The organism is Ensifer sp. LBL (genome assembly GCF_050435225.1).
Lineage (GTDB): Bacteria > Pseudomonadota > Alphaproteobacteria > Rhizobiales > Rhizobiaceae > Ensifer.
Map to the genome: position 1 here is coordinate 676,245 of NZ_JBNDJY010000002.1, position 21,315 is coordinate 697,559.

General features: G+C 64.6%; 21 protein-coding genes. 14 read left to right on the top strand and 7 right to left on the bottom strand.

Going from position 1 to position 21,315, the window contains the following annotated elements; translation table 11 throughout:
* Nucleotides 1-65: 65 nt before the first annotated feature.
* Genes OKW20_RS10355 through OKW20_RS10405 form a run of 11 tightly spaced genes read left to right on the top strand, consistent with a single transcriptional unit; the run spans nt 66 to nt 9,198 of the window.
* A complete protein-coding gene (locus OKW20_RS10355; protein WP_043611331.1) occupies nt 66-812 on the top strand; it encodes an ABC transporter ATP-binding protein in 747 nt (248 codons plus the stop codon).
* Nucleotides 812-1,540: an ABC transporter ATP-binding protein gene (locus OKW20_RS10360; RefSeq protein WP_043611329.1), complete on the top strand. Its 729-nt coding sequence runs from the start codon at nt 812-814 to the stop codon at nt 1,538-1,540. Before OKW20_RS10355 ends, OKW20_RS10360 begins: the two co-directional genes overlap by 1 nt.
* A gap of 11 nt (nt 1,541-1,551) precedes the next feature.
* Nucleotides 1,552-2,430, top strand: coding sequence for a branched-chain amino acid ABC transporter permease (locus OKW20_RS10365; RefSeq protein WP_043611327.1), 879 nt, complete (start codon nt 1,552-1,554; stop codon nt 2,428-2,430).
* Nucleotides 2,430-3,473 (top strand): branched-chain amino acid ABC transporter permease, encoded by a 1,044-nt coding sequence (locus tag OKW20_RS10370; protein ID WP_429117819.1) that lies wholly within the window; start codon nt 2,430-2,432, stop codon nt 3,471-3,473. The genes OKW20_RS10365 and OKW20_RS10370 overlap by 1 nt, the downstream gene beginning before the upstream one ends.
* A gap of 10 nt (nt 3,474-3,483) precedes the next feature.
* Nucleotides 3,484-4,269: a glutathione S-transferase family protein gene (locus OKW20_RS10375; protein WP_429171990.1), complete on the top strand. Its 786-nt coding sequence runs from the start codon at nt 3,484-3,486 to the stop codon at nt 4,267-4,269.
* A gap of 19 nt (nt 4,270-4,288) precedes the next feature.
* A complete protein-coding gene (locus OKW20_RS10380; RefSeq protein ID WP_429171992.1) occupies nt 4,289-5,230 on the top strand; it encodes a dioxygenase in 942 nt (313 codons plus the stop codon).
* Nucleotides 5,231-5,269: 39 nt separating this feature from the next.
* A complete protein-coding gene (locus OKW20_RS10385) occupies nt 5,270-6,148 on the top strand; it encodes a 3-keto-5-aminohexanoate cleavage protein (RefSeq protein ID WP_429171994.1) in 879 nt (292 codons plus the stop codon).
* 27 nt (nt 6,149-6,175) lie between these two features.
* Complete coding sequence (locus OKW20_RS10390; RefSeq protein ID WP_429171996.1) at nt 6,176-7,180, top strand: quinone oxidoreductase family protein; 1,005 nt, start codon at nt 6,176-6,178, stop codon at nt 7,178-7,180.
* A gap of 13 nt (nt 7,181-7,193) precedes the next feature.
* Entirely contained in the window at nt 7,194-7,526 is a 333-nt protein-coding gene (locus OKW20_RS10395) for a cupin domain-containing protein (protein WP_043611321.1), read from the top strand.
* A gap of 24 nt (nt 7,527-7,550) precedes the next feature.
* Nucleotides 7,551-8,159: a gamma carbonic anhydrase family protein gene (locus OKW20_RS10400; protein ID WP_429171998.1), complete on the top strand. Its 609-nt coding sequence runs from the start codon at nt 7,551-7,553 to the stop codon at nt 8,157-8,159.
* Nucleotides 8,146-9,198, top strand: coding sequence for an alpha/beta hydrolase family protein (locus OKW20_RS10405; protein WP_429172000.1), 1,053 nt, complete (start codon nt 8,146-8,148; stop codon nt 9,196-9,198). The genes OKW20_RS10400 and OKW20_RS10405 overlap by 14 nt, the downstream gene beginning before the upstream one ends.
* Before the next feature lie 15 nt (nt 9,199-9,213).
* On the opposite strand, the gene OKW20_RS10410 is transcribed toward OKW20_RS10405, so the two are convergent.
* Nucleotides 9,214-10,272, bottom strand: coding sequence for an adenylate/guanylate cyclase domain-containing protein (locus tag OKW20_RS10410; RefSeq protein ID WP_429117833.1), 1,059 nt, complete (start codon nt 10,270-10,272; stop codon nt 9,214-9,216).
* 168 nt (nt 10,273-10,440) lie between these two features.
* On the opposite strand from OKW20_RS10410, the gene OKW20_RS10415 reads away from it, so the two are divergent.
* Nucleotides 10,441-10,896, top strand: a complete 456-nt coding sequence (locus tag OKW20_RS10415) for an SRPBCC family protein (protein ID WP_043611143.1) — start codon at nt 10,441-10,443, stop codon at nt 10,894-10,896.
* A 200-nt stretch (nt 10,897-11,096) separates the two neighbouring features.
* On the top strand, nt 11,097-11,264 hold the full coding sequence (locus tag OKW20_RS10420; protein WP_197067085.1) for a hypothetical protein: 168 nt from the start codon (nt 11,097-11,099) through the stop codon (nt 11,262-11,264).
* Between the two features lie 59 nt (nt 11,265-11,323).
* Here the strand turns inward: OKW20_RS10420 and OKW20_RS10425 are convergent, their stop codons facing one another.
* On the bottom strand, nt 11,324-13,393 hold the full coding sequence (locus tag OKW20_RS10425) for an ATP-dependent helicase (RefSeq protein ID WP_429172332.1): 2,070 nt from the start codon (nt 13,391-13,393) through the stop codon (nt 11,324-11,326).
* 342 nt (nt 13,394-13,735) lie between these two features.
* On the opposite strand from OKW20_RS10425, the gene OKW20_RS10430 reads away from it, so the two are divergent.
* Nucleotides 13,736-13,915 carry a hypothetical protein gene (locus OKW20_RS10430; RefSeq protein ID WP_429172002.1) on the top strand — a complete coding sequence of 60 codons (180 nt, stop codon included), beginning with the start codon at nt 13,736-13,738 and terminating at the stop codon, nt 13,913-13,915.
* Nucleotides 13,916-14,103: 188 nt separating this feature from the next.
* Here OKW20_RS10430 and OKW20_RS10435 read toward each other — a convergent pair whose 3' ends face one another.
* Genes OKW20_RS10435 through nirB form a run of 5 tightly spaced genes read right to left on the bottom strand, consistent with a single transcriptional unit; the run spans nt 14,104 to nt 21,306 of the window.
* Complete coding sequence (locus tag OKW20_RS10435) at nt 14,104-14,412, bottom strand: hypothetical protein (RefSeq protein ID WP_429172004.1); 309 nt, start codon at nt 14,410-14,412, stop codon at nt 14,104-14,106.
* On the bottom strand, nt 14,412-15,884 hold the full coding sequence (gene cysG, locus OKW20_RS10440) for a siroheme synthase CysG (protein WP_429172006.1): 1,473 nt from the start codon (nt 15,882-15,884) through the stop codon (nt 14,412-14,414). Before cysG ends, OKW20_RS10435 begins: the two co-directional genes overlap by 1 nt.
* Nucleotides 15,856-18,513 carry a molybdopterin-dependent oxidoreductase gene (locus OKW20_RS10445; protein ID WP_429172008.1) on the bottom strand — a complete coding sequence of 886 codons (2,658 nt, stop codon included), beginning with the start codon at nt 18,511-18,513 and terminating at the stop codon, nt 15,856-15,858. Before OKW20_RS10445 ends, cysG begins: the two co-directional genes overlap by 29 nt.
* A gap of 2 nt (nt 18,514-18,515) precedes the next feature.
* The gene (nirD, locus tag OKW20_RS10450; protein WP_402321087.1) at nt 18,516-18,851 is read right to left on the bottom strand and encodes a nitrite reductase small subunit NirD; all 336 of its coding nucleotides are present in this window, start codon (nt 18,849-18,851) and stop codon (nt 18,516-18,518) included.
* A gap of 4 nt (nt 18,852-18,855) precedes the next feature.
* Nucleotides 18,856-21,306: a nitrite reductase large subunit NirB gene (gene nirB / locus OKW20_RS10455; protein WP_429172009.1), complete on the bottom strand. Its 2,451-nt coding sequence runs from the start codon at nt 21,304-21,306 to the stop codon at nt 18,856-18,858.
* Between the last annotated feature and the right edge of the window lie 9 nt (nt 21,307-21,315).

A 21,315-nucleotide genomic window follows, 5' to 3' on the forward strand; every position in this document is an offset into this window, starting at 1 on the left:
CGCGAGGCGCCCTCCCGATCCACAGGCATCGACTACCCAATTTCTAGTACAAGGAGATCGCGCGGATGCTCGAGGTTAAGAACCTGTGCAAGCACTACGGCGGAATTCGCGCCGTGGACGGCGCAAGCTTCAAGGTCGAGAAAGGCTCGATCACCGCACTCATCGGCCCGAACGGCGCCGGCAAGACCACGGCCTTCAATTGCATCAGCCGCACCGTCGTCCCGACCTCGGGCGAAGTCTGGCTGGACGGGGAGCGGATCGACAATCTGCGCCCGCACAAGATCACGGCCAAGGGCCTCAGCCGGACCTTCCAGATCTCGCGCAACCTCGGCGACATGACGGTGCTGGAAAACGTAATCGTGCAGGCGCGTTGCCACGGCTTTGCCGACCTGTTCCGGCCGGCGGTCACAGCGGAAGAGCGGGACAAGGCGATGTCGATCCTCGATTTTCTCGGGATCACCCGCATCGCCTACGAGGATGGGCACAACCTGTCCTACGGCCAGAAGAAGCTCATGGATCTGGCCGCGCTGCTGATGGCCGATCCGAAGATCATCCTGCTCGACGAGCCGGCCGGCGGCGTCAACCCGACGCTGCTCGAAGAGATCGTCGGCCACATCCGGGCGCTCAACGCCAAGGGGCTGACGGTGCTGATTGTCGAACACAACATGGACCTGATCATGCGGCTTTCGCACCGCGTCGTCGTCATGGCGCACGGGCGGGTGATCTGCGACGGCACGCCCGATGTGGTGCGTCGCGATCCGCATGTGCTCGAAGCCTATCTGGGCGGCGTACTGGAAGAGGAAGCGGCCTGATGAGCGATCTCCTGCAAGTCACCAATATCACCGCCGGCTACGGCGACGGCCCGGCCATTCTCGACGGCGCGCGGCTGACGGTCGAGCCCGGCAAGGTTCACTGCATCATCGGCCCGAACGGCGCCGGCAAATCGACGCTGCTGAAGGCGATCTGCGGCATGCTGACGATCCGCAAGGGCGACGTCATCTTCAAGGGCGAGCGGCTGAACGGCCTGCGCCCCGACCAGATCCTGCGCAAGGGCATCTGTTTCGTACCGCAGGAACGGGCGCTGTTTCCGAAGATGACGGTGCGCGAAAACCTGCGCATGGGCGGATACGTGCTCGACGATGCGAAGCTTCGCGACCGTCGCATCGAGGAAATCCTCGAGCGCTTTCCGGTGCTGCGCGAGCGCGCCGACCAGCACGCCGGCACCATGTCGGGTGGCCAGCAGCAGACGCTAGCGATGGCGCGCACGCTGATCGTCAAGCCCGACATCGTCATGCTCGACGAGCCCTCTCTCGGGCTCGCGCCGAAGATCGTCCAGGAGATGTTCGACATCATGAAGATGATGTCTCAGGAGGGCGTCACCGTGCTGCTCGTCGAGCAGAACGCCATGATGGGCCTCAAGAATTCCGACTGGGGCGTTGTGCTCGACCTCGGCCGCACCCTCTTCGAGGGGCCGGCCGAGGCGGTTCTGGCGGACCCGCGCATCCAGGAACTTTACCTCGGCGGCCGCAAGGTCGCGTAGCGGAGGACACAATGACAGACATTCTTCAGATACTGATACTCGGCCTCGCGCTCGGCGGCGTAATCGCGCTGATGGGCTCCGGACTTTCGCTGGTCTTCGGCGTCATGCGCATCGTCAACCTGGCGCATCCGTCGCTGATCATCTGCGGCGCCTATGTCAGCTACTGGGCCTTCAAGCTCTGGGGCCTCGACCCGATCGCCACGCTGCCGATCGCAGCGCTGATCATGGCGGCGATCGGCGTGCTGCTCTATCGCCTGATGTTCGAAAGCCAGGCCAAAAGCGCGCGCTACTCGGAAATGACGGTGCTTTTGACCTTCGCGCTGGCGATGATCGTCGAGGGCTTCCTCGGTGCCGCCTTCACCAACACCCAGCGCGTGACCTCGCCGGATTATGCGACGGATGCCTTCTTCATCGGCAGCCTGTTCATTCCCAAAGGCCAGCTCTATGCCGGCTGCGTCTCGCTGGCGATCATCGGCGCGCTGACGCTGTTCCTCAACTACTCGCGGCTCGGCTACGCCATCCGCGCCACCACGCAGAACCGCGAGGCCGCCGAACTGCTCGGCGTCAACGTCAACCTCATCAGCATGATCGCCTTTGCGATCGGCATCGGCCTTGCGGGTGCCGCCGGTTCGCTGGTGAGCTTCGTCTTCAGCTTCTTCCCCGCAAAGCAGTGGGAATGGATCGCAATGCTGATGTCGGTCGTCGTGCTCGGCGGCATGGGCAGCGTGCTCGGCACCGTCGTCGCCGCGCTTCTGCTGTCGGTCATCGCCGCCTTCGTCGGCACCTGGGTGGGTGCGACCTGGTCGACCATGACCTTCTTTCTCGCACTCTTCGTCATCCTGCTGATCCGTCCCCAGGGCCTGTTCGGCGAAAAACCGGAGCTGGTATAATGGCCGTAAACCTACAACAAGCCGACGCGGGATCGGTGCTAGAGGCCCGTCGCATTCACAACCAGAAGCTCGCGCGCCAGCATGACCAGACCCGTGCCACGTGGTTTCCGCTGGCCGTTCTCGGTGTCCTGCTCGCCCTGCCGCTGCTGCAACTGACCGGCAACTACAATTACCTGCTGCACCTCGTGCTGTTCACCGCCTCCTATGCGGTCATGGCGAGCGGCTGGAACATCATCGGCGGCTTCGCCGGCTACATCTCGCTCGGCCACGCGGTCTTCTTCGCGATCGGCGGTTACTTCTCCGGCGTGCTCCTGGCGCGATACGGCATCTCGACGCTCTTGACGGCGCCGCTCGCCGGGTTGGCGGCCGCCATCTGCGGCTATCTCGTCGGCCTGATCACGCTGAAGGTTCGTGGCCCGAGCTTCATCATCTCGTCGATCGCGCTCCTGATGATCGCCCGCATCCTGTTCGACCACTGGGAGTTCATCGGCGGCGCCAACGGCATGTCGTTGCCGGTCACCGACCTACCGGTCGAGACCGCCAAGCTGCCCTATTATTACGCCTTCGTGCTGATGGCTGCCTTCACCGTATGGGCCACCTACCGCATCAAGCATTCCAAGTTCGGGCTTGGTCTGCGCGCGCTCTCCAAGGACGAGGTCAAGGCGGAAAGTGCAGGGATCAACACCCGCTTCTACAAGGTGCTCGCCTTCGCATTGTCCGCCTTCTTCGTCGGCATGGCCGGTGCGGTCTGGGGCGAGTATCTCACCTATCTCCGGCCGAACATCTTCCTGATCATCCTCGTTTCGGCAAACCTGGTGCTGATGTGCATTCTCGGCGGCAAGGGCACGATTGCCGGGCCGGTCGTCGGCGCAATCCTGATCGTCGCCTTCAACGAGATCTTCGTCGCGACCCTCGGCGCATCCGAGATCAATATCCTGGCGACCGGTTTCGTCATGGTTCTCGGGCTGATGTTCTTCCCGAACGGCGTGATCGGAACGCTCGCCCGCAAGGGCAAGCTGCCCCGCGTCCTCAACTGGGATTGAGGGGGAGACGATGCTGGACTTCATCCTCTACAACGCCCCTCAATCGACGTGCAGCCAAAGGGTGCGGTATGTTCTGCACGCCAAGGGCCTCGCCTTTGAGGAGCACAAGCTCGATCTCTTCACCGGCGACCAGCTCAAGCCGGAGTATCTGGCGATCAACCCGAACGGCGTCGTGCCCTCGCTCGTGCACCGTGGCCGCGCGGTGACCGATTCCGCCGTCATCATGGAGTATCTGGAGGACATTCTTCCAGGTGCGCTTCGGCCTGAGGACGCCTTCGGCACGGCGAAGATGCGGGCGATGATGCGCTTCATCGACGAAGTGCCGACACCGGCGATCCGGGTGCCTTCCTATAACCTCGCCTTCCTGCCGCACTATCAGGCGATGACGGCCGAGGAGTTCCACGCGGTCTGCGATGCAAAACCGCTTCGCCGCGAGTTCCTGATGAAGATGGGGCGCTCCGGCTTTCCCGAGCAGGAGATGAACGAGGCGCTTGGCCGCCTTGAGCGCGGCGTTCAGCGCATGGCGACGTGGCTTTCCGACAATGGCGGGCCCTGGCTCATGGGCGAGCAGATGACGCTGGCGGACATCGCGATCATGCCGGTGATCGTGCGGATGGACGATATCGGGCTGTCCTCGATGTGGACGGAGACGCCCGCGATCCAGGGCTGGCTCGATGCCATCCGCGCAACCGGCGCCTTCACTGAAACTTACTATTACGGGTCCTTGCTGACCGAAAAATATCCGCACCTGAAGACGGCCAAGCCGGAGCTTCGGGTCGCTGGCTCAGGCCTGTGACGCGGAAAGGAGAACTGGGATGAACAGCCATATCAGCCCCGAGGCCAAACTGATTTCCAAGGAAGCCGACGTCACGCCGACGGTGCTTGCCGCCATGTCGCGCGGCGACGACCCGCGGCTCAAGCAGATCATGGACGCCATGGTCAGGCACTTGCATGCCTTCCTGATGGAAGCACGCCCGACCGAGGCGGAATTCGAATACGCCTTGCGCTGGATCACGGCCGTCGGCCAAGCGACCAACGAAGCGCACAACGAAACCGTGCTTGCCGCCGACGTGCTCGGCGCCTCGACACTGATCGACCTGATCAACAATGACGGCATGCAGGGCGAGACGCTGTCGGCACTTCTGGGGCCGTTTTATCGCGGCGGCGCGCCGAAATGCTTGAACGGCGACTGCATCGCCCGTTCGGACACGCCCGGATCGCAGCTCTACTTCACGGGGCGGGTGACCGATCCCGCGGGCCGGCCCGTCGAAGGGGCGACGCTCGACGTCTGGCAGGCGTCCCCGGTCGGGCTCTATGAGAACCAGGACGAAACACAGGACGACTTCAACCTGCGCGGCCGGTTCACCACGGATGGCGACGGCAACTTTCACTTCGTGTCGGTAAAGCCGGCAGGCTACCCGGTTCCGACCGACGGACCGGTCGGCGACCTGCTGCGGGCGCAGAAGCGGACGCCGATGCGACCGGCCCACATCCACTTCATCGTTTCGGCGCCGGGCTACAAGACGCTCGTCACCCAGATTTTCTCCGACAGTCACGAAGCCCTGGTCAACGACGTGGTCTTCGGCGCGAAGCAGCAGATCGTCGGCAAGTTCTTCCGCCACGACAGCCCGGACCCGGAATTTCCGGGCGCCGAGGCGCCCTTCTACAGCTGCAACTACCATTTCAAGCTGGTGGAGGGCCAATCGGTCCTGCCGCTGCCGCCCATCTCCGGCAAGAAGGTGGCGCATCATGGCTGAGAGATCGAACAGGTCGCGCCCTGGCGTGGGAGGCATGTGATGCAGCAGAACGTCATCATCACCTGCGCCGTCACCGGCAACCTCACGACGCGGGAGAACCACCCCGGCCTCCCCGTCACGCCGGAGGAAATCGCCAATTCCTGCCTGGAAGCGGCCGATGCCGGTGCGGCGATCGCTCATATCCATGTGCGTGATCCGGTCACGGCAAAGCCCTCGATGGAGCTCAAATATTACCGCGAGGTCGTCGAGCGTATTCGGGCGAAGAACACGGCCTTGATCCTCAACGTGACGACGGGTCCGGGCGGCCGCTACCACCCGAGCGACGAAAACCCGGCGGTCGCCGGGCCGCGGACCACGCTCATGCGGCCGGAAAAGCGGGTCGAGCACATCGTCGCGCTGAAGCCCGATATCGCCACGCTCGATCTCAACACCATGACCTTCGGCTCGGAGGTCGTGATCAACACGCCGGCCAACGTCAGGATCATGGCCGACATCATCAACGAGGCGGGTTCCAAGCCGGAGCTCGAGGTCTTCGACACCGGGCACATCCAGCTGGCGCAGGACCTCTTGAAAGCCGGCGTGCTGAAGTCGCCGGCGATGTTCACGATTGTCACCGGCGTCAAGTACGGCTTTCCCTCGACCACCGACGTGATGGCGACCGCTGCCCGCATGTTGCCCGGTGACGCCGTCTGGACCGGCTTCGGCGTCGGTCGAATGTCGTTCCCGATGGCGGTTCAGGCCTATCTGCTCGGCGGTCACGTCCGGGTGGGGCTGGAGGACAATTCCTACATCGCCAAGGGCGTGCTCGCCAAAGGCAATGGCGAACTGGTCGAACGGGCAAGAGACCTGATCGAGAAGCTCGGCGGAAGGATCGCCGAGCCCTCCCAGGCCCGTGAAATCCTCGGACTGCGTGCATAAGCATCGATATCTGCAAGGAGGCATAGAATGAACATTCAGGTGGACGCCAAGATCGCCCGGGCGCTGAGGGTGACGGAAAAATCCCCCGATCTCGACAATCTCAAGATCGACGTGGCCGATGTCGCGGTGCCGCGGCCGGGTCCCGGGCAGGTGCTGGTGGAGATCGTCGCGGCAGGGGTCAATCCCAGCGACGTGAAGGCGTCTCTCGGGCATATGCCGCACGCCGTCTGGCCGCGCACGCCGGGTCGCGATTTCGGCGGCATCGTGCGCGAAGGGCCGTCGTCGATGGTCGGCATGGAGATCTGGGGCGGCGGCGGCGAGCTCGGCATCACCCAGGACGGCAGCCACGCCAAGTGGATGGTGCTCGACCAGAAGGCGGTGCGGGCCAAGCCCGCGAATTTCACCATGCAGGAAGCGGGCTCGATCGGCGTGCCGTTCATCACCGCCTTTGAGGGCCTGCGCGAGGCCGGCGGCGTGCAGCCGACGGATGTCGTGCTCGTCTGCGGCGGCAACGGCAAGGTCGGGCAGGCGGTGATCCAGCTTGCGACCATGGCGGGGGCCAAGGTCTTTGCGGTCGAATACAACGAGCAGCCGCTGCTGGCGCACACCAACGCGCCGGTCGAGATGCTGAACAGCGCCAAGGATGACGTTGCCGCGATCGTGCGCGAAAAGACCGGCGGCCATGGGGCCGACATCGTCTTCAATACGGTCGGCAGTCCCTATTTCGAGATCGCCAACAACGCGATGGCGAAGCAGGCGCGCCAGGTGTTCATTTCCACCTTCGACCGCGCAGTTCCCTTCGATATCTTCAACTTCTTCCGCGGCCGCCACAAATATATCGGCATCGACACGCTGGCGCTGTCCTCGGTCGAGGGCGCGCGCATCTTCGACAAGCTGAAGCCGAAGTTCGAAGAGGGCAAGCTGAAGCCGTTCCCGATCAATCCGGCGACCGTCTATGGCTTTGCCGACGCCGCCAAGGCCTATGCCTCGGTGCTGCGCGGCACCCCCGAGCGCGTGCTGCTGGTGCCCTGAGGAGGAGGCGACGATGCAGGTGACGCGCTACGGCGAGGCCAGATCCTACGAGGCGCCGGAGCACTACGGCATGCATTGCCTGCGGTTGCAGGGAAAGGAGGCGACGGTTACCGATACGATCTGGATCGGCCTGTCGCACCTCCTGCCCGGCGGTCATACGTCGCTGAAGGACGCCGCGGTCGAGAAGATCTACATCGTCGTTGCCGGCGAAGTGACGGTCGAAACTGGCAGCGAGAGCGTCACGCTTGGCTTTCTCGACAGTTGCCGGCTGGCGCCCGGCGAGGCGCGCGCGCTGGTCAACCGCACCAATGCGCCGGCGTCCATCCTGCTCGCCATGCCGACCTGAGCGCCGCAGAACGGAGAATCTTGGATGGTTTCAACGGGTCTTTACCGGCTGGGCGCGCGTGCGCCACGCGTTCCCGCCAGCGGACGATTTTACGTCGCGCCCGGTGCCGTGGTGATCGGCGACGTGCGGCTCGACGAGGATGTCAGCATCTGGTTCAACGCCGTCTTGCGCGGCGACAACGAGCCGATCATTCTTCGGCGCGGCTGTAACGTGCAGGACGGATGCGTCGTTCATACCGATCCGGGTTACCCCGTGGAAATCGGCGAGGATGTCACCGTCGGGCACAACGCCACCATCCACGGATGCCGGATCGGCAAGGGCAGTCTCGTCGGCATGGGGGCAACGATCCTAAATGGCGCGCAGATCGGAGAGAGATGCCTGATCGGCGCCGGCGCCTTGGTGCGGGAGAACATGGTCGTCCCGGATGGCTCGCTGGTCCTCGGGGTGCCCGCCCAGATCGTCCGCACGCTCGACGCGAAAGTGGCCGAGGGCTTGTCGACCGGGGCGCAGCGATATCGCGCGAAGGCGCAGAGCTACTCTGGGGACCTTCAACCGGTATCCGTCGGGCAAGCAACGCCTGACGCAGACGAAGGCAATGACATCATGCGGGAGGATATGCATGACGCAGAATGAGAACCGACTGGTCAGTGTCGTCGAACACTGGCTCCCGCGCATGGAGGTGGCCGGGATCCCGTCGGCAACGGCACGCGCCGTCATCGAGCGCGCCGGCGTCTGGCAGAACTGGCTTGCCACCTGGAGCGAGGAAGGCGAGCGTCACGCGGAACTCGGCGCTGCGGCTCTTGCTGCCGGCCGCAACGTGACCGCCGGCGAGGCCTATGCCCGCGCCAGCCTCTTCTATCATTTCGGACAGTTCATGGCTTTCGAGGACCTTGAGGCAAAGGCGAGGGCGGCCGCGCGAAAGGTGGAACTCTACCGTCTCGCAACACCCTTGCTCGATCCGCCCGGCGAGATGGTCGCTGTGCCCTTTGAGGACGGCGAACTTCGGGCCGTTCTTCGCGTGCCGACCGGAGACGGCACACACCCGCTGGCGCTGATCATCCCTGGCTCGGATTCGACCAAGGAGGAATTTCCGGCCCTCGAGCGGCATTTTCATGCCCGCGGCGTTGCGACCCTGTCGCTCGACGGCCCCGGCCAGGGCGAGGGCCGTTCGATGGGCGCCCTGCGTCCAGATATCGGCCCGGCCGTCGAGGCGGCCCTCCGATTGGTGGCGGCGCATCCGCGCCTGTCGGGCAAGGTCGCGCTCGTCGGCATGGCCTTCGGCGGCTTTCTCGCGCTACGCGCCGCCGCGTCCGTGCAGAAGCTTGCCGGTGTCGTCTCCATCAACGGCTTCTTCGATCTCGGCGGGTTCTGGGATGCGCTGCCGCAGGTCTATCGCGACAACATGCGCTTCTCGCTCGGGGGCGCGGACGTTCGCGAACGGGCCGACCGCTTCACCTTGGTGCGCTGCCCGCCGCCGACCATGCCGGCCCTCATCCTTCACGGCGGACGCGACAAGATCTTTCCACCCTCCGAGGCGGTAAAATGCGCGGATATCTGCGCGCGCGGCGCCGAACTGCACGTCTTCGAGGATGGCAACCACGTCTGCAACAACATCCCCTGGCTCTATCGTCCGCTTGTCGCCGACTGGGTGGCGGAGCGACTGGGCGCGTGACCGCCAAGGGCGGCGTTACGCGTCCGGCAAGGTGAAGACGGCGCACGGCGCTGCGATGCCGCGCAAGGAATGCTCGCCGAGCGGCAGCAGCGGCATCGACGTGGTTTCAGCGACGGCACCCGAAATCAGCACGGAGCGGCCGAGCGGCCGGCACAGGCCCTCCAGCCGGCTGACGAGATTGACCGCCGGGCCGATCGCGGTGAAGTCGAGCCTGTCGGCGGCGCCGATATTGCCCCAGAGAATGTCGCCGAGGTGCAGGGCCACCCCGAAGGAGAGCGGCGGCAGCCCCTCCGCCTGCCGTGTCTCGTCGAGATGCGCCATGCCGGCGCGTGCGGCGGTGACCGCGCGCAGCGCCGCATCGCAGGCTTCGCCTGGCGAACCGCTCACCGGAAAGATCGCCAGGATGCCGTCGCCAATGAATTTCAGCACCTCGCCACCAAAGGCATGGATCGCGCCGGCGAGGCGATCGAACCAGGCGTCGAGGGCAGCGATCACCACGGCCGGTTCCGATGTCTCGGACAGCGCCGTGAAGTTGCGCAGATCGGCATAGAGCAGGGCCGCCCGAATGGTTTCGCCGGTGCCGCGGGTGAGCGCCCCGGCGCGGACGCGGGCGGCACTGCGGCGGCCGAGATAGGCGTCGAGCAGGGCGGTCAGCGCTGCCCGCTCGGCAAGAACCGCCAGGGGGGCGACGGCAAAGCGTTCGACCTCATGAAGCCGCGCCGTCTCTTCCCGGTCGAACGGGCGGGTCCCGGCCCAACTGAGGGGCGCGTGTTCCGTTCCCAGTTTGGTCGATGGTCGCAGCATTGGTCCGAACCCGGCCAGCCACTCTTCACCCGCCCGGTCGGAGACGGCGCCGGCAAAGCCCAGGCTCTCGATCACCACGCCGCTCTCGGCCCGCCACAGCCAGGTGCGGCGGGCGATGATCGGGTGTGGCACCGCGAGCGTAAGCGCGCCGGCCGCGAGCGGCAAACCGTCGGCGACGAGCCGGCGGCCGAGGTCGGACAGGAAGCGGTCCGGCTCCGGCGAGGCGCTCGCCTCGTCCACGAGCCAGGCAAGGGGGACGGACAAATCCATGTCGAAGAGGATAGGGCCGCCGCCCTTGCCGACAAGCCCCGTGCCGCCGCCGCGCTGAGCGCAAAACAGGGGCGAGCGGTGGCGCCATCCGCAATGGTGGCCTATGATTGCGGCAGCCCGCAGAAGGCTAGCAATCCGCGGGCAGGCCAATCAGCAAAGGGAAGACCGATGCCAGAAGCCCTCGTCGTCCGCCGCGAAACACAGATCCCGGCGCCCCCCGCCGCAGTGTTCGCTCTCTTGACCGACCCGGAAAAAATCCTGCGCTGGATGGGAACGGAGGCCGACACCAAGGCGGAGCCCGGTGGCCTCTACCTCGTGAACGTGACCGGCGCGCGTTTTGCCCGCGGGGCTTTCCGCGAGGTCGTGCCGGTGCATCGGCTTGCCTACAGCTTCGGCTGGGAAGGCAGCGACATCGTGCCGCCCGGCTCGAGCCTGATCGAGATCGACCTGATCGAGCAGCCGCCCGGAACATTGCTGCGCCTCACGCAAACGGGCCTGCCCAGCGCCGAACAATGTGCCGGCCATGCGGAAGGCTGGGCGCATTATCTGGAGCGCTTGGGCCAGGTGGCCTCGGGACGCGATCCAGGCCCCGATCCCTGGCTCGGCCGCGACGGCGCGGCTTGATACGGACGTCCCTTGATTGAAACCACTGGCCCTGAAGGCTTGACGACGGCGTTGGAATACCATGTTGATTCAACGGGATTGGCGCGAACCTGCTTTTACATCTTGTTGATGCCGAATCAGGACGTTAGGCGGGGCGCGTCACGAGTGGTGCGCCGGCTGAACGCGCCGCAACATGTATGAATTTACCCGGGTGGGAGCGGATGGACGACAACAACATCATCAAGTTTGAACGACCAAAGCCGAAAAAGGAGGCGAAGCCGGCCAGGCCTGTGCCGCGGAAGGCGTTGATTTGGCTGGCAGTGATCGCGGTCCTGGTTGCGGTGTGGTCGTACTATCAGTTTATCGCGCCGCCGAGCATGCCGGGCTAACCAATCTTCGGGCCGTCTGCGGGTGATCGCACGAACGTGCGGTCCACGACGGCCTTCGCTCACTTCCACATGGAGCGCATGCGGGCGCCGACGTCGATGCGGATCTGCTTGGCGCTTCGCTCGCTGGCGCTTGCCGAAATCTTCGGCCAGCTGGTCGTCTCGAAGAATTGCAGCAATGTCGCCGGAATGAAGCGGGTTCGCGAGGCGTAGACATGTCGGTCGCCCTGGGCGTTCTGACCGTGGGTGAAGAAGCGCTGCGGCGTCACCAGGGACAGACGATCGCGTGCCCGTGTCATGCCGACATAGAGCAGCCGCCGTTCCTCTTCGAGTTCGGCGGTCGTGCCCACCCCGAGATCGGACGGAATGCAGCCGTCGACGACGTTGAGCATGAAGACCGAGCGCCATTCCTGACCCTTCGCCGAATGGATGGTCGACAGGATCAGATAGTCCTCGTCGAGCAGCGGCACGCCCGCCTGGTCGCTGGTGGCATCGGGCGGGTCCAGGGTCAGCTCGGTCAGGAAACGTTCGCGGTTCTGGTAGCCGCCGGCAATCTGCTCGAGCTGCAGCAGGTCGGCCTTGCGGGTATCGGCGTCTTCATGGATCCGGTCGAGATGGGGCTCATACCAGGCGCGCGCAGCGCCGATCTCCTGCGGCCATCCAGGCTCGGCCCGTCGCAGGCCGGACACCAGGTCGACGAAGCCGGTCCAGTTCTCGCCGGTCTTGGCGGGAGGTGGGATCTCCGCAAGGGCCGCGAGCGGTTCCGGATCGGCGGCGATCGCATCGAGGATCTTTCCGGCGGTCTGCGGGCCAATACCGGGTAGCATCTGCAGCAACCGGAAACCGGCGACGCGGTCACGCGGGTTCTGCGCAAAGCGCAGCACCGCGAGCAGGTCCTTCACATGGGCGCTGTCGAGAAACTTCAGGCCACCGAACTTCACGAACGGAATGTTGCGCCGGGTGAGTTCGACTTCGAGCGTTCCACTGTGGTTGGACGAGCGGAATAGAACCGCCTGCTGCTTCAAGGCGATGCCGATCTCACGGCCAGCGAGAACCTGCTCCACGATATAGGCCGCCTGATCCGCTTCGTCCTTGACGGCGACGAGCAGCGGGCGCTGCTCCGATTGCCTGTCCGTCCAGAGGTTCTTGGTAAACCGCTCTCGCGCCAGGCCGATCACGCCGTTTGCGGCAGCGAGGATCGGCTGCGTCGAGCGGTAATTCCGGTCGAGGGTGATGACGTCGGCGGGCTCGGGCGAAAAGGCGTTCGGGAAATCGAGAATGTTGCGAACCGTCGCAGCCCTGAAGGAATAGATCGACTGGGCGTCGTCGCCAACGACCGTCAACCCGTGGCCGCCGGGTCTGAGCGCCATCAGGATCGAGGCCTGCAGCCTGTTGGTGTCCTGATACTCGTCGACAAGAACATGATCGAAGCGTCCGCCGACATCGTCGGCAAGCTCCGGATCGGAAACCATCTGCGCCCAGTAGAGCAGGAGATCGTCGTAATCGAGCACGTTCTGCGCCTGTTTGGCATCGACATAGGCCGCAAACAACGCCTTGAGCTGTTCGTCCCAGCCGGTGACCCAGGGATAGGCCGTCTTCAGCACGTCGCCAATCGAGCTTTCGGAGTTCACGACGCGCGAATAGATCGAAAGGCACGTTCCTTTCGTTGGAAACCGGCTTTCCGTCTTCGAGAAGCCGAGCTCGTGGCGCACGAGGTTCATCAGATCGGCGCTGTCTTCCCGGTCGTGGATCGTAAAATCCGGGCCGAGACCGATTTGTTCGGCATAGATGCGCAGGATCCGGGCGCCGATGCCATGGAAGGTGCCGGCCCAGGAGAGCGCGTCCGTCATGACAGCAGCGTTGTCGCCGAGAACCTGGCGGCAGATGCGCGCGACCCGGCGGGTCATCTCGGCTGCTGCGCGTCGAGAAAAGGTCATCAAGAGAATGCGACGCGGATCAGCCCCGTTGACGATGAGATGCGCGACCCGGTGGGCGAGCGTATTCGTCTTGCCGGAGCCGGCACCGGCGATGATGAGAAGCGGGCCGCCGACCTGTCCTTCCGGCAAGCCGATACCGTGCTCGACCGCCTCACGCTGGCGGTCATTGAGTTTTTCGAGATAGGCGGCGCTCATGCGTTCCCGTTCGTTTTCGTCGCACTCCGTCACAGCCCGCATCGATTTTCATCCAAGAGACAGGCAGGAACAAAGAAAGAACTAGCAATTTAGCATCCAGATGAAAACCCTGACGTTGCCGAGTTTGCCTTCTTGCAGCGTCGGAATGCCACTCTTCCAAGGTTTTGATGACCTGTGAGACCGCCGATGGGGTTGTTTGCGACAGTAGGTGTAATGGGCCTTATCGGCCGGCCTATACCTATGGCTGTGCGCCGCCATGAAGAACGCGCGACGGCTTGTGGCCTTATATGGTGAATTAGAAATATGCTTTGCTCCTGCGTCCACTCGAAAGAGGAAGAGCACATGGACGAACGGAGCGTTGAAGAGACCTGCGAGGCCACCGGCTCGACCGCCGAACTGCAGGAGATTGCCCGCAAGCTGGCGTCGCTCGCCCAAGAGATCAGGTCAATTGCAGCGACCCCGCTCGGCGAGACGGTCGTATTCGACGAAAGCGGCGATAGATCGGAAACGGCCGTCCACTGACCTCGGTGGCCGACGTCGGACGGTCATTCCTCAATTGGGGTATGGCCGTGACCTGCCTGCGCGCTTAGAACCAGCCGACGGTGGCGACCTTGGGATATTCGGGACGTCGATACGAGGCGACGCCTTCGAATATCCCTTGGTGCGACAGCGGACGCCGGTGATTGCTCGTGCGGGCAGCATTGAGTCTGTCACGCCACGACCGTAATCGTCATTTCGATGTAGCCGGCAAGGCATAGGGCCGAGGCCAAGATGCCCGGCGTCGATGGCACGGCTTGCATTATTTTCGCCAGGAAGATGCCGCCGGCGATGAGCAATCCGCCGAGAAGCAGACCGTGTTCCGCAACGGCGAGGCCAATGGAGCAGAGGTTCACGGCACTCGCAACCATGGTGAGGGGCGCTACGGCCAGCGCGGCGCTCGATTGAGCCACGAAGATGAGCCTGAAACGCGGCCAACTGAGGCCAATGGCAAGAACGAGGAATACCAGGGAGATGGCCATCAGCATGCTCCGGCGAGAGTGTGCTTGATCGATCGGGCCTGCTTGTCCCGGGCTGAAAACACGTCGCCGGCGGCGATGAGGACAGGGTTGTCGTAGCCGATCGCCGCGATGCCCTCCGGGATTGTCGCGAGCGTGCCGCGCCAGCTGCGCTCTGTCGCTCGGCTGACATCGCTCATGATCACGGCCGGTGTTTCAGGCGGGCGGCCTTCGCCGATGAGCTTTTCAGCAATCAGACATGCCGTGCGGCCCCCCATGTAAAACACCGTCGTGCTGCGCGCATCGGCGATGCCCGCCCAGTCGACATCGTCGGGCAGGCCGCCATGGCGGGAATGACCGGTCACCAGCCGAAGCGACTGGGCATAGTCGCGATGGGTCAGCGACAGACCGAGACGGGAGGCCATGGCGCTTGCGGCAGTGATGCCGGGGATAACGTCGACGGGGATGTTCTCGCGGTCGAGATGGGCGATTTCCTCGCCGGCCCGGCCGAAGACCATGGGGTCGCCGGATTTCAGCCGCACGACGCGCTTCCCAGCCTTGGCGAGCTTGACCATCATGGCGTTGATGTCTTCCTGCCGGCAGCTTTCGCGGCCGCCGCGCTTTCCGACGAGCATGCGCTTTGCCTCCCGCCGTGCGAGTTCGAGCACATCTGCAGAAACGAGGTCGTCGAAGAGGATGACATCGGCCGCCTGCAGTGCACGCACGGCCTTCAGCGTTAGCAGCTCAGCATCTCCAGGCCCCGCGCCGACCAAGGTCACGCGACCGATGGCGGGGGCTCCCGCGAGCCTTTCGGCATCAGCAAGAAGCACCCCGCCTACGCCCTCCTCCGGCGTATCCATGGTCGAAAACACCCGGTCGGCAAAACGCTCCCAGAAAGCGCGACGCTGCGGACCGGGTTGGATCCGGCGGTTCACCGCTCCGCGAAGGGCCTGTGCCAGCTGAGCCCAGGCCCTCAGGCTTTTCGGCAGCAGCGTCTCGATCTTGCGGCGGATCGTCTGGGCCAAGATCGGCGCGGCGCCATCGGTCGAGATCGCAACGATGACGGGTGAGCGGTTGACGATCGAGCCGAACTGGAACTCGCAGAAGTCCGGCTTGTCGATGACGTTGACCGGAACGCCCGCCGCGCGGGCGGCGGCGAAGAATGCCTGCGCCTCCGCCTGGTCCTCGCAATCGCCGACGGCGAGCGCGGCACCGTCAAGATCGGCGGGCGCCCAGTGCCGGCGGTTTAGCGTGACGCTGGCGGTGGGGTGTTGCGGGGTACGGCCGGCAAATGCCGCGAGCGCCTCGTCGTTCCCTTCAGCGTAAAGGTCGACATGCGCGCCGCAGGCGACCAGCAGTTCGGCCTTCCACAGCGCTCCGTCCGTTGCACCGGCCACCACGACACGCCGGCCCTCCAGCGCCCAGAAGACGGGCAGCTTGGCGAGCGCTTCCATCCGGGCAGGTCCGTCACTCTGCGGCTGCTGCAAGACATCCATCGATGATCCCCCTGATTTCGGCGCGGCAGGAGCCGCAATTGGTTCCGGCATTGAGCGTGACGCCAACGGCCTCGACGCTGTGGCAACCGCCGCGTACGGCGGCGACGATCTGGTTGACGCCAACACCGAAGCAGGAGCAGACGGTGGCGCCAGGATCCGGCTTGTCCGCCCCTGGACGGCCGGCGGCGAGCGCGAAGCGCTTGCGCAAATTGGCGTGGTCAGTGCCGATTTGCGCAATTGCCCAGTTGCGGGCGACGGCGACCGGTTCGCGCGCCAGGAAGAAGGCCGCAAGAAGCCGAGGACCATCGAAGAAGGCGAGCCTGATGTCACCGGTCTGTGCATCCGCATAGCCGAGCGGCTCCATCCCTTGCGGGATGACAAGAACGCGGCGGCACCAAGAGGCCCAGTCGTCCACCGGCTCTGTAAAAGCCAGCTCCAACCGCCACCCGCCAGCCGCCTTCGCCAGCGCCCAATAGGCGGCATCCGGATCGACCGGCTTTGCCAGCGAGACGGCGAAGGCGTAGTGCGTCGCCTTGAACTTTCGCGCGACGACCGCAACGTTCTTCGATGCCGGCTGGCCGGAAAGACGATCGGTGATCGGCGGCACGAGGACATCGATGCGTGCCTTGGCCGCAAACTGGTCGTTCCAGTGCATCGGTGCAAAGATGCTGCCGCGCGCCTGGCGCTCGGTGATGAGCGCACGCACGACCACTTTGCCCCGCGGGCTTTCGATCTCGACGAGGCCGGCATTGCCGACGCCGATCTCCATCGCATCACGCGGGTGCAGTTCCGCAAACGGTTCGGCGATATGGGCCGAGAGGCGCGCGCTTTTGCCTGTGCGGGTCATCGTGTGCCACTGGTCGCGGATGCGCCCGGTGTTGAGCGTGAATGGGTAATCGGCATTGGTGCGGTCGGTCTCTGCCGGTCGAACCGCCACGAACCGGCCCCTGCCGTCGGCGTGATAGAACTCGCCTGCCGCGAAGAAACGGCTTTCAGCGCGCTTCTGCCCCTCTGGTTGGGGCCACTGGAAGGGCGTCAGGCCGTCGTAGTCTTCGAGCGCAAGATCGGCATAGGCGCCAATGTCGAAATCGCGGCTGCCGGCGTTTTCGAAGGCGGAGAGCGCGGCATGTTCGCGGAAGATCGCGGCGGGCACTTCGTAGGCGAAGGCAGCGGCATGGCCCATGCGGCCGCCGACTTCGGCCAGTTGCCACCAGTCTGCCCGGGCTTCTCCCGGTGCGGCGAGGAACGCCCGCTGGCGGGAGATACGACGCTCGGAATTTGTGACCGTTCCGCTCTTTTCCCCCCAGCCGAGCGACGGCAGCAGCACATGCGCGTGGCGGGCAGTATCGGTCTCTTTCAAGATGTCGGAGACCACGACGAAGGGACAGGCGCGGATCGCCGCCTCGACGGCATCGGCATCCGGCATCGAGACGACAGGGTTCGTGGCCATGATCCAGAGCGCCTTGATGCGACCGTCTGCCATCGCCTTGAAGAGATCGACGGCTTTCAGCCCCGGCTTTTCGGCAATCTTCGGCGAATGCCAGAAGCGCTGGACGCGATCGCGATCACCGGCATCTTCGATCGCCATGTGTGCGGCGAGCATGTTCGCAAGCCCGCCGACCTCGCGGCCGCCCATAGCATTCGGCTGCCCCGTCAGCGAGAACGGCCCCATGCCCGGCCGGCCGATGCGGCCGGTCGCGAGATGACAGTTGAGGATCGCGTTGACCTTGTCGGTGCCCGAGGACGACTGATTGACGCCCTGGCTGTAGCAGGTCACGACCTTTTCGGTTGTCGCAAACAGCCGGTAGAACTCGCGCAACTGCATGGCCGGAAGGCCGGTCCGTTCGAGTACGTCGTCGAACGAAACACCGCCGGCTGCGAGCACGGTTTCCGCGAAACCGGCCGTATGCGCAGCGACATAGTTCTGGTCGACGGCATTGCTGGAAACCAGATGCGAGAACAGCCCGACGAAGAGCGCCACATCGGCGTCGGGCCGGATCGCGAGATGCAGGTCTGCGATATCGGCTGTCATGGTGCGGCGCGGATCGATGAGAACGATTTTGAGGCCCGGCCGTTTCGCCCTGGCGGCGGCAAGGCGCTGGTAAAGGACGGGATGGCACCAGGCGAGGTTCGATCCGGTCAGCACGACCAGATCGGCCAGCTCCAGATCCTCATAGGTTCCCGGCACCGTATCCGAGCCGAAGGCACGGCGATGGCCGGCAACCGAGGAGGACATGCAAAGGCGCGAATTGGTATCGATGTTGGCCGAGCCGACAAAACCCTTCATCAGCTTGTTGGCGACGTAGTAGTCTTCGGTGAGCAACTGGCCGGAGACGTAGAAGGCGACCGAATCTGGGCCGTGCTCGGCAATCGTTTCCGCAAAGCGCGTAGCGACAAGGTCGAGGGCTTCGTCCCAGCCGGCCCGGCGTCCGCCGATCTCCGGATGCAACAGCCGACCATCGAGGTCGAGGGTCTCGGCGAGCGCGGACCCCTTGGAGCACAGCCTGCCGAAATTGGCGGGATGGTCGGCATCGCCGCGCACGGCGACGGCGCCGTTGTCATCGACCGTCGCGATGACCCCACAGCCGACGCCGCAATAGGGACAGGTGGTCTTGACCTCCTTTTCCATGGTCATTCCGCCGCAATCAGCAGGCTCTTGAGCGCGATGAACAACGCGCCGCCGTCCATGCGCACCGGTATGGTGCGCACCGCGCCTTCGTCGGCCCCGAGCGCCTTGCCGGTTTCGAGCGAGATCGCCCAATTGTGCAAGGGGCAGGTCACCGCCTTCGCGTGGACGATGCCCTGCGACAGCGGCCCGCCCTTGTGCGGGCAATGGTCCTCGATGGCGAAGACCTCGTTTTCGGCTGTGCGGAAGACGGCGATCTTGCCCTGAGGCGTCTTCACGCAGCGCGCGCCCCTCAGCGGAATGTCCGAGATGTCGCCGATTGGGTGCCAGGTCATGTCCATCATCTCACTCCGCAGCTTGAGGGAAGCCGACCGTCGCCATCGGTCGGAACTCGTGTTTGTCCTTGCCGGAGACGCGCTCCGACCAGGGGTCGACCTGGGCAAATTTCTGGCTGAAGACGAAGCGGTCGAAATAGGCCTTGCGCCTGTCCGTGTCGTCCATGATCTGGCGACGGATCTCGCCGACGCCGACGCGTTTCGCCCATTTGTAGATGCGCTCGAGATAGCGGGCCTGCTCGCGGTACATCTGCGTCAGCGCTACGATGTGCTCCAGCGCCTCGTCCTCGGTCTTCACCAGGCCGAGCACCTCGGTGCCCTTGATGTCGAGCCCGGCGGCCCCGGCGAAGTGAATCTCGAAACCGCTATCGACGCAGATGACGCCGATGTCCTTGCAGGTGGCTTCCGCGCAGTTGCGCGGACAGCCGGAGACCGCCATCTTCAGCTTGGCGGGCGTCCAGGAACCCCACATGAACTTTTCGATGCGGATGCCGAGACCGGTGGAATCCTGCGTGCCGAAGCGGCACCAGTCCGAGCCGACGCAAGTCTTCACCGTGCGCAGACCCTTGGCATAGGCCTGGCCCGAGATGAAACCGGCCTTGCCGAGATCGGCCCAGACGGCAGGCAGGTCTTCCTTTTCGATGCCAAGCAGGTCGATGCGCTGGCCGCCGGTCACCTTCACCAGCGGAATTTCGAACTTGTCGACCACGTCGGCAATCGCCCGCAGCTCGCCGGAATTGGTGACCCCGCCCCACATGCGCGGCACGACGGAGTAGGTGCCGTCTTTCTGGATGTTGGCGTGAACGCGCTCGTTGATGAAGCGCGACTGGTAGTCGTCGGCATATTCATCCGGGAAATCGCAGACGAGATAGTAGTTCAGCGCCGGGCGGCACTTGGCGCAGCCGCAGGAGGTTTTCCATTCCAGCTCCTGCATCACCGCGGGAATGGTCTTCAGGCCCTTGGCCTTGATCAGCCGGCGCACGTCGTCATGTCCGAGATCGGTGCAGCCGCACATCGGCTGGACGGCGGCCGGACTGTAGCTCTCGCCGAGCGTCAGCGTCATCAGCTGTTCGACAAGGCCGGTACAGGAGCCGCAGGAGGCCGATGCCTTGGTATGGGCGCGCACCTCGTCGAGCGACGTCAGGCCCTTGTCGGCAATCGTGGAAACGATCTTGCCCTTGCACACGCCGTTGCAGCCGCAGATTTCCGCATCATCCGGCAAGGCTGCAACGGCCGCCATAGGGTCCAGCGGAGCGCCCCCCTGGTAGGCCTGGCCAAAGATCAGGGTCTGGCGCATCTCGGAGACATCGGTCTCCTTCTTCTTCAAGTCGTTGAACCAGGCACCGTCGGAGGTTTCGCCATAGAGCACCGTGCCGATGATGCGGTTTCCCTTCAGCACCAGCCGCTTGTAGACGCCGGCCGTGGCGTCGCGCAGCACGATCTCCTCGCGGTCGTCGCCATCGGCAAAGTCGCCGAGCGAGAAAAGTTCGATGCCGGTGACCTTGAGCTTGGTCGGTGTATCTGAATGGACAAAGGCAGCGGAGCGGTCGCCGGCCAGATGGGAGGCCGCGACACGGGCCATCTCGTAAAGCGGCGCGACGAGGCCATAGACCATGCCGCCCACTTCCGCACATTCGCCAAGCGCCCAGATGCGGCCATCGGACGTCTGCATGCCCTGGTCGACGACGATGCCGCGGTTGATCGCAAGGCCGGCCTCCTTCGCAAGGCCGACGCTCGGCCGGATGCCGACGGCCATGACGACGAGCGTTGCCGGAATGATGCGGCCGTCGTCGAGTTCGATGCCCTCGACCCTGCCGTTGCCGACGATCGCCTTGGTGTTGGCCTTGCAGATGATCTTGATGCCGCGGCCTTCCAGCTCCTTCTCAAGGAGGTAGCCGGCGGCCGGATCGAGCTGACGGTCCATCAGCGTTGGCATCACGTGAAGAACGGTGACATCCATGCCGCGACCGGCAAGACCGGCGGCCGCCTCAAGGCCGAGCAGGCCGCCGCCGATGACGACGGCTTTTTCACGGGACTGGGCGGCGAGCAGCGTGGCCTGCACATCATCCAGGTCGCGATAGGTGATGACACCGGGCAAGTCCCTGCCGGGCACCGGCAGGATGAAGGGCACCGACCCGGTGGCGATCACCAGCCTGTCGTAGCTTTCGGTCACGCCATGGTCGGAGGTCACGGTTCGGGCATCGCGGTCGATCGCGACGATGCGATGGCCCTTGTAGAGCGTGATGCCGTGTTTGATGTACCAGCCGTCGCCGTGGATGATGATCTCTTCGTATTCCTTTTCGCCCGACAGCACCGGCGAAAGCATGATGCGGTCGTAGTTGACGCGCGGTTCGGCGTTGAAAATGGTGACCGCGTAGCGGTCAGGCGCCTTGTCCAGCAGGTGCTCCAGCATGCGCCCCGGCGCCATGCCATTGCCGATGATGACGAGTTTCTCTGTCATGGTCTGTCC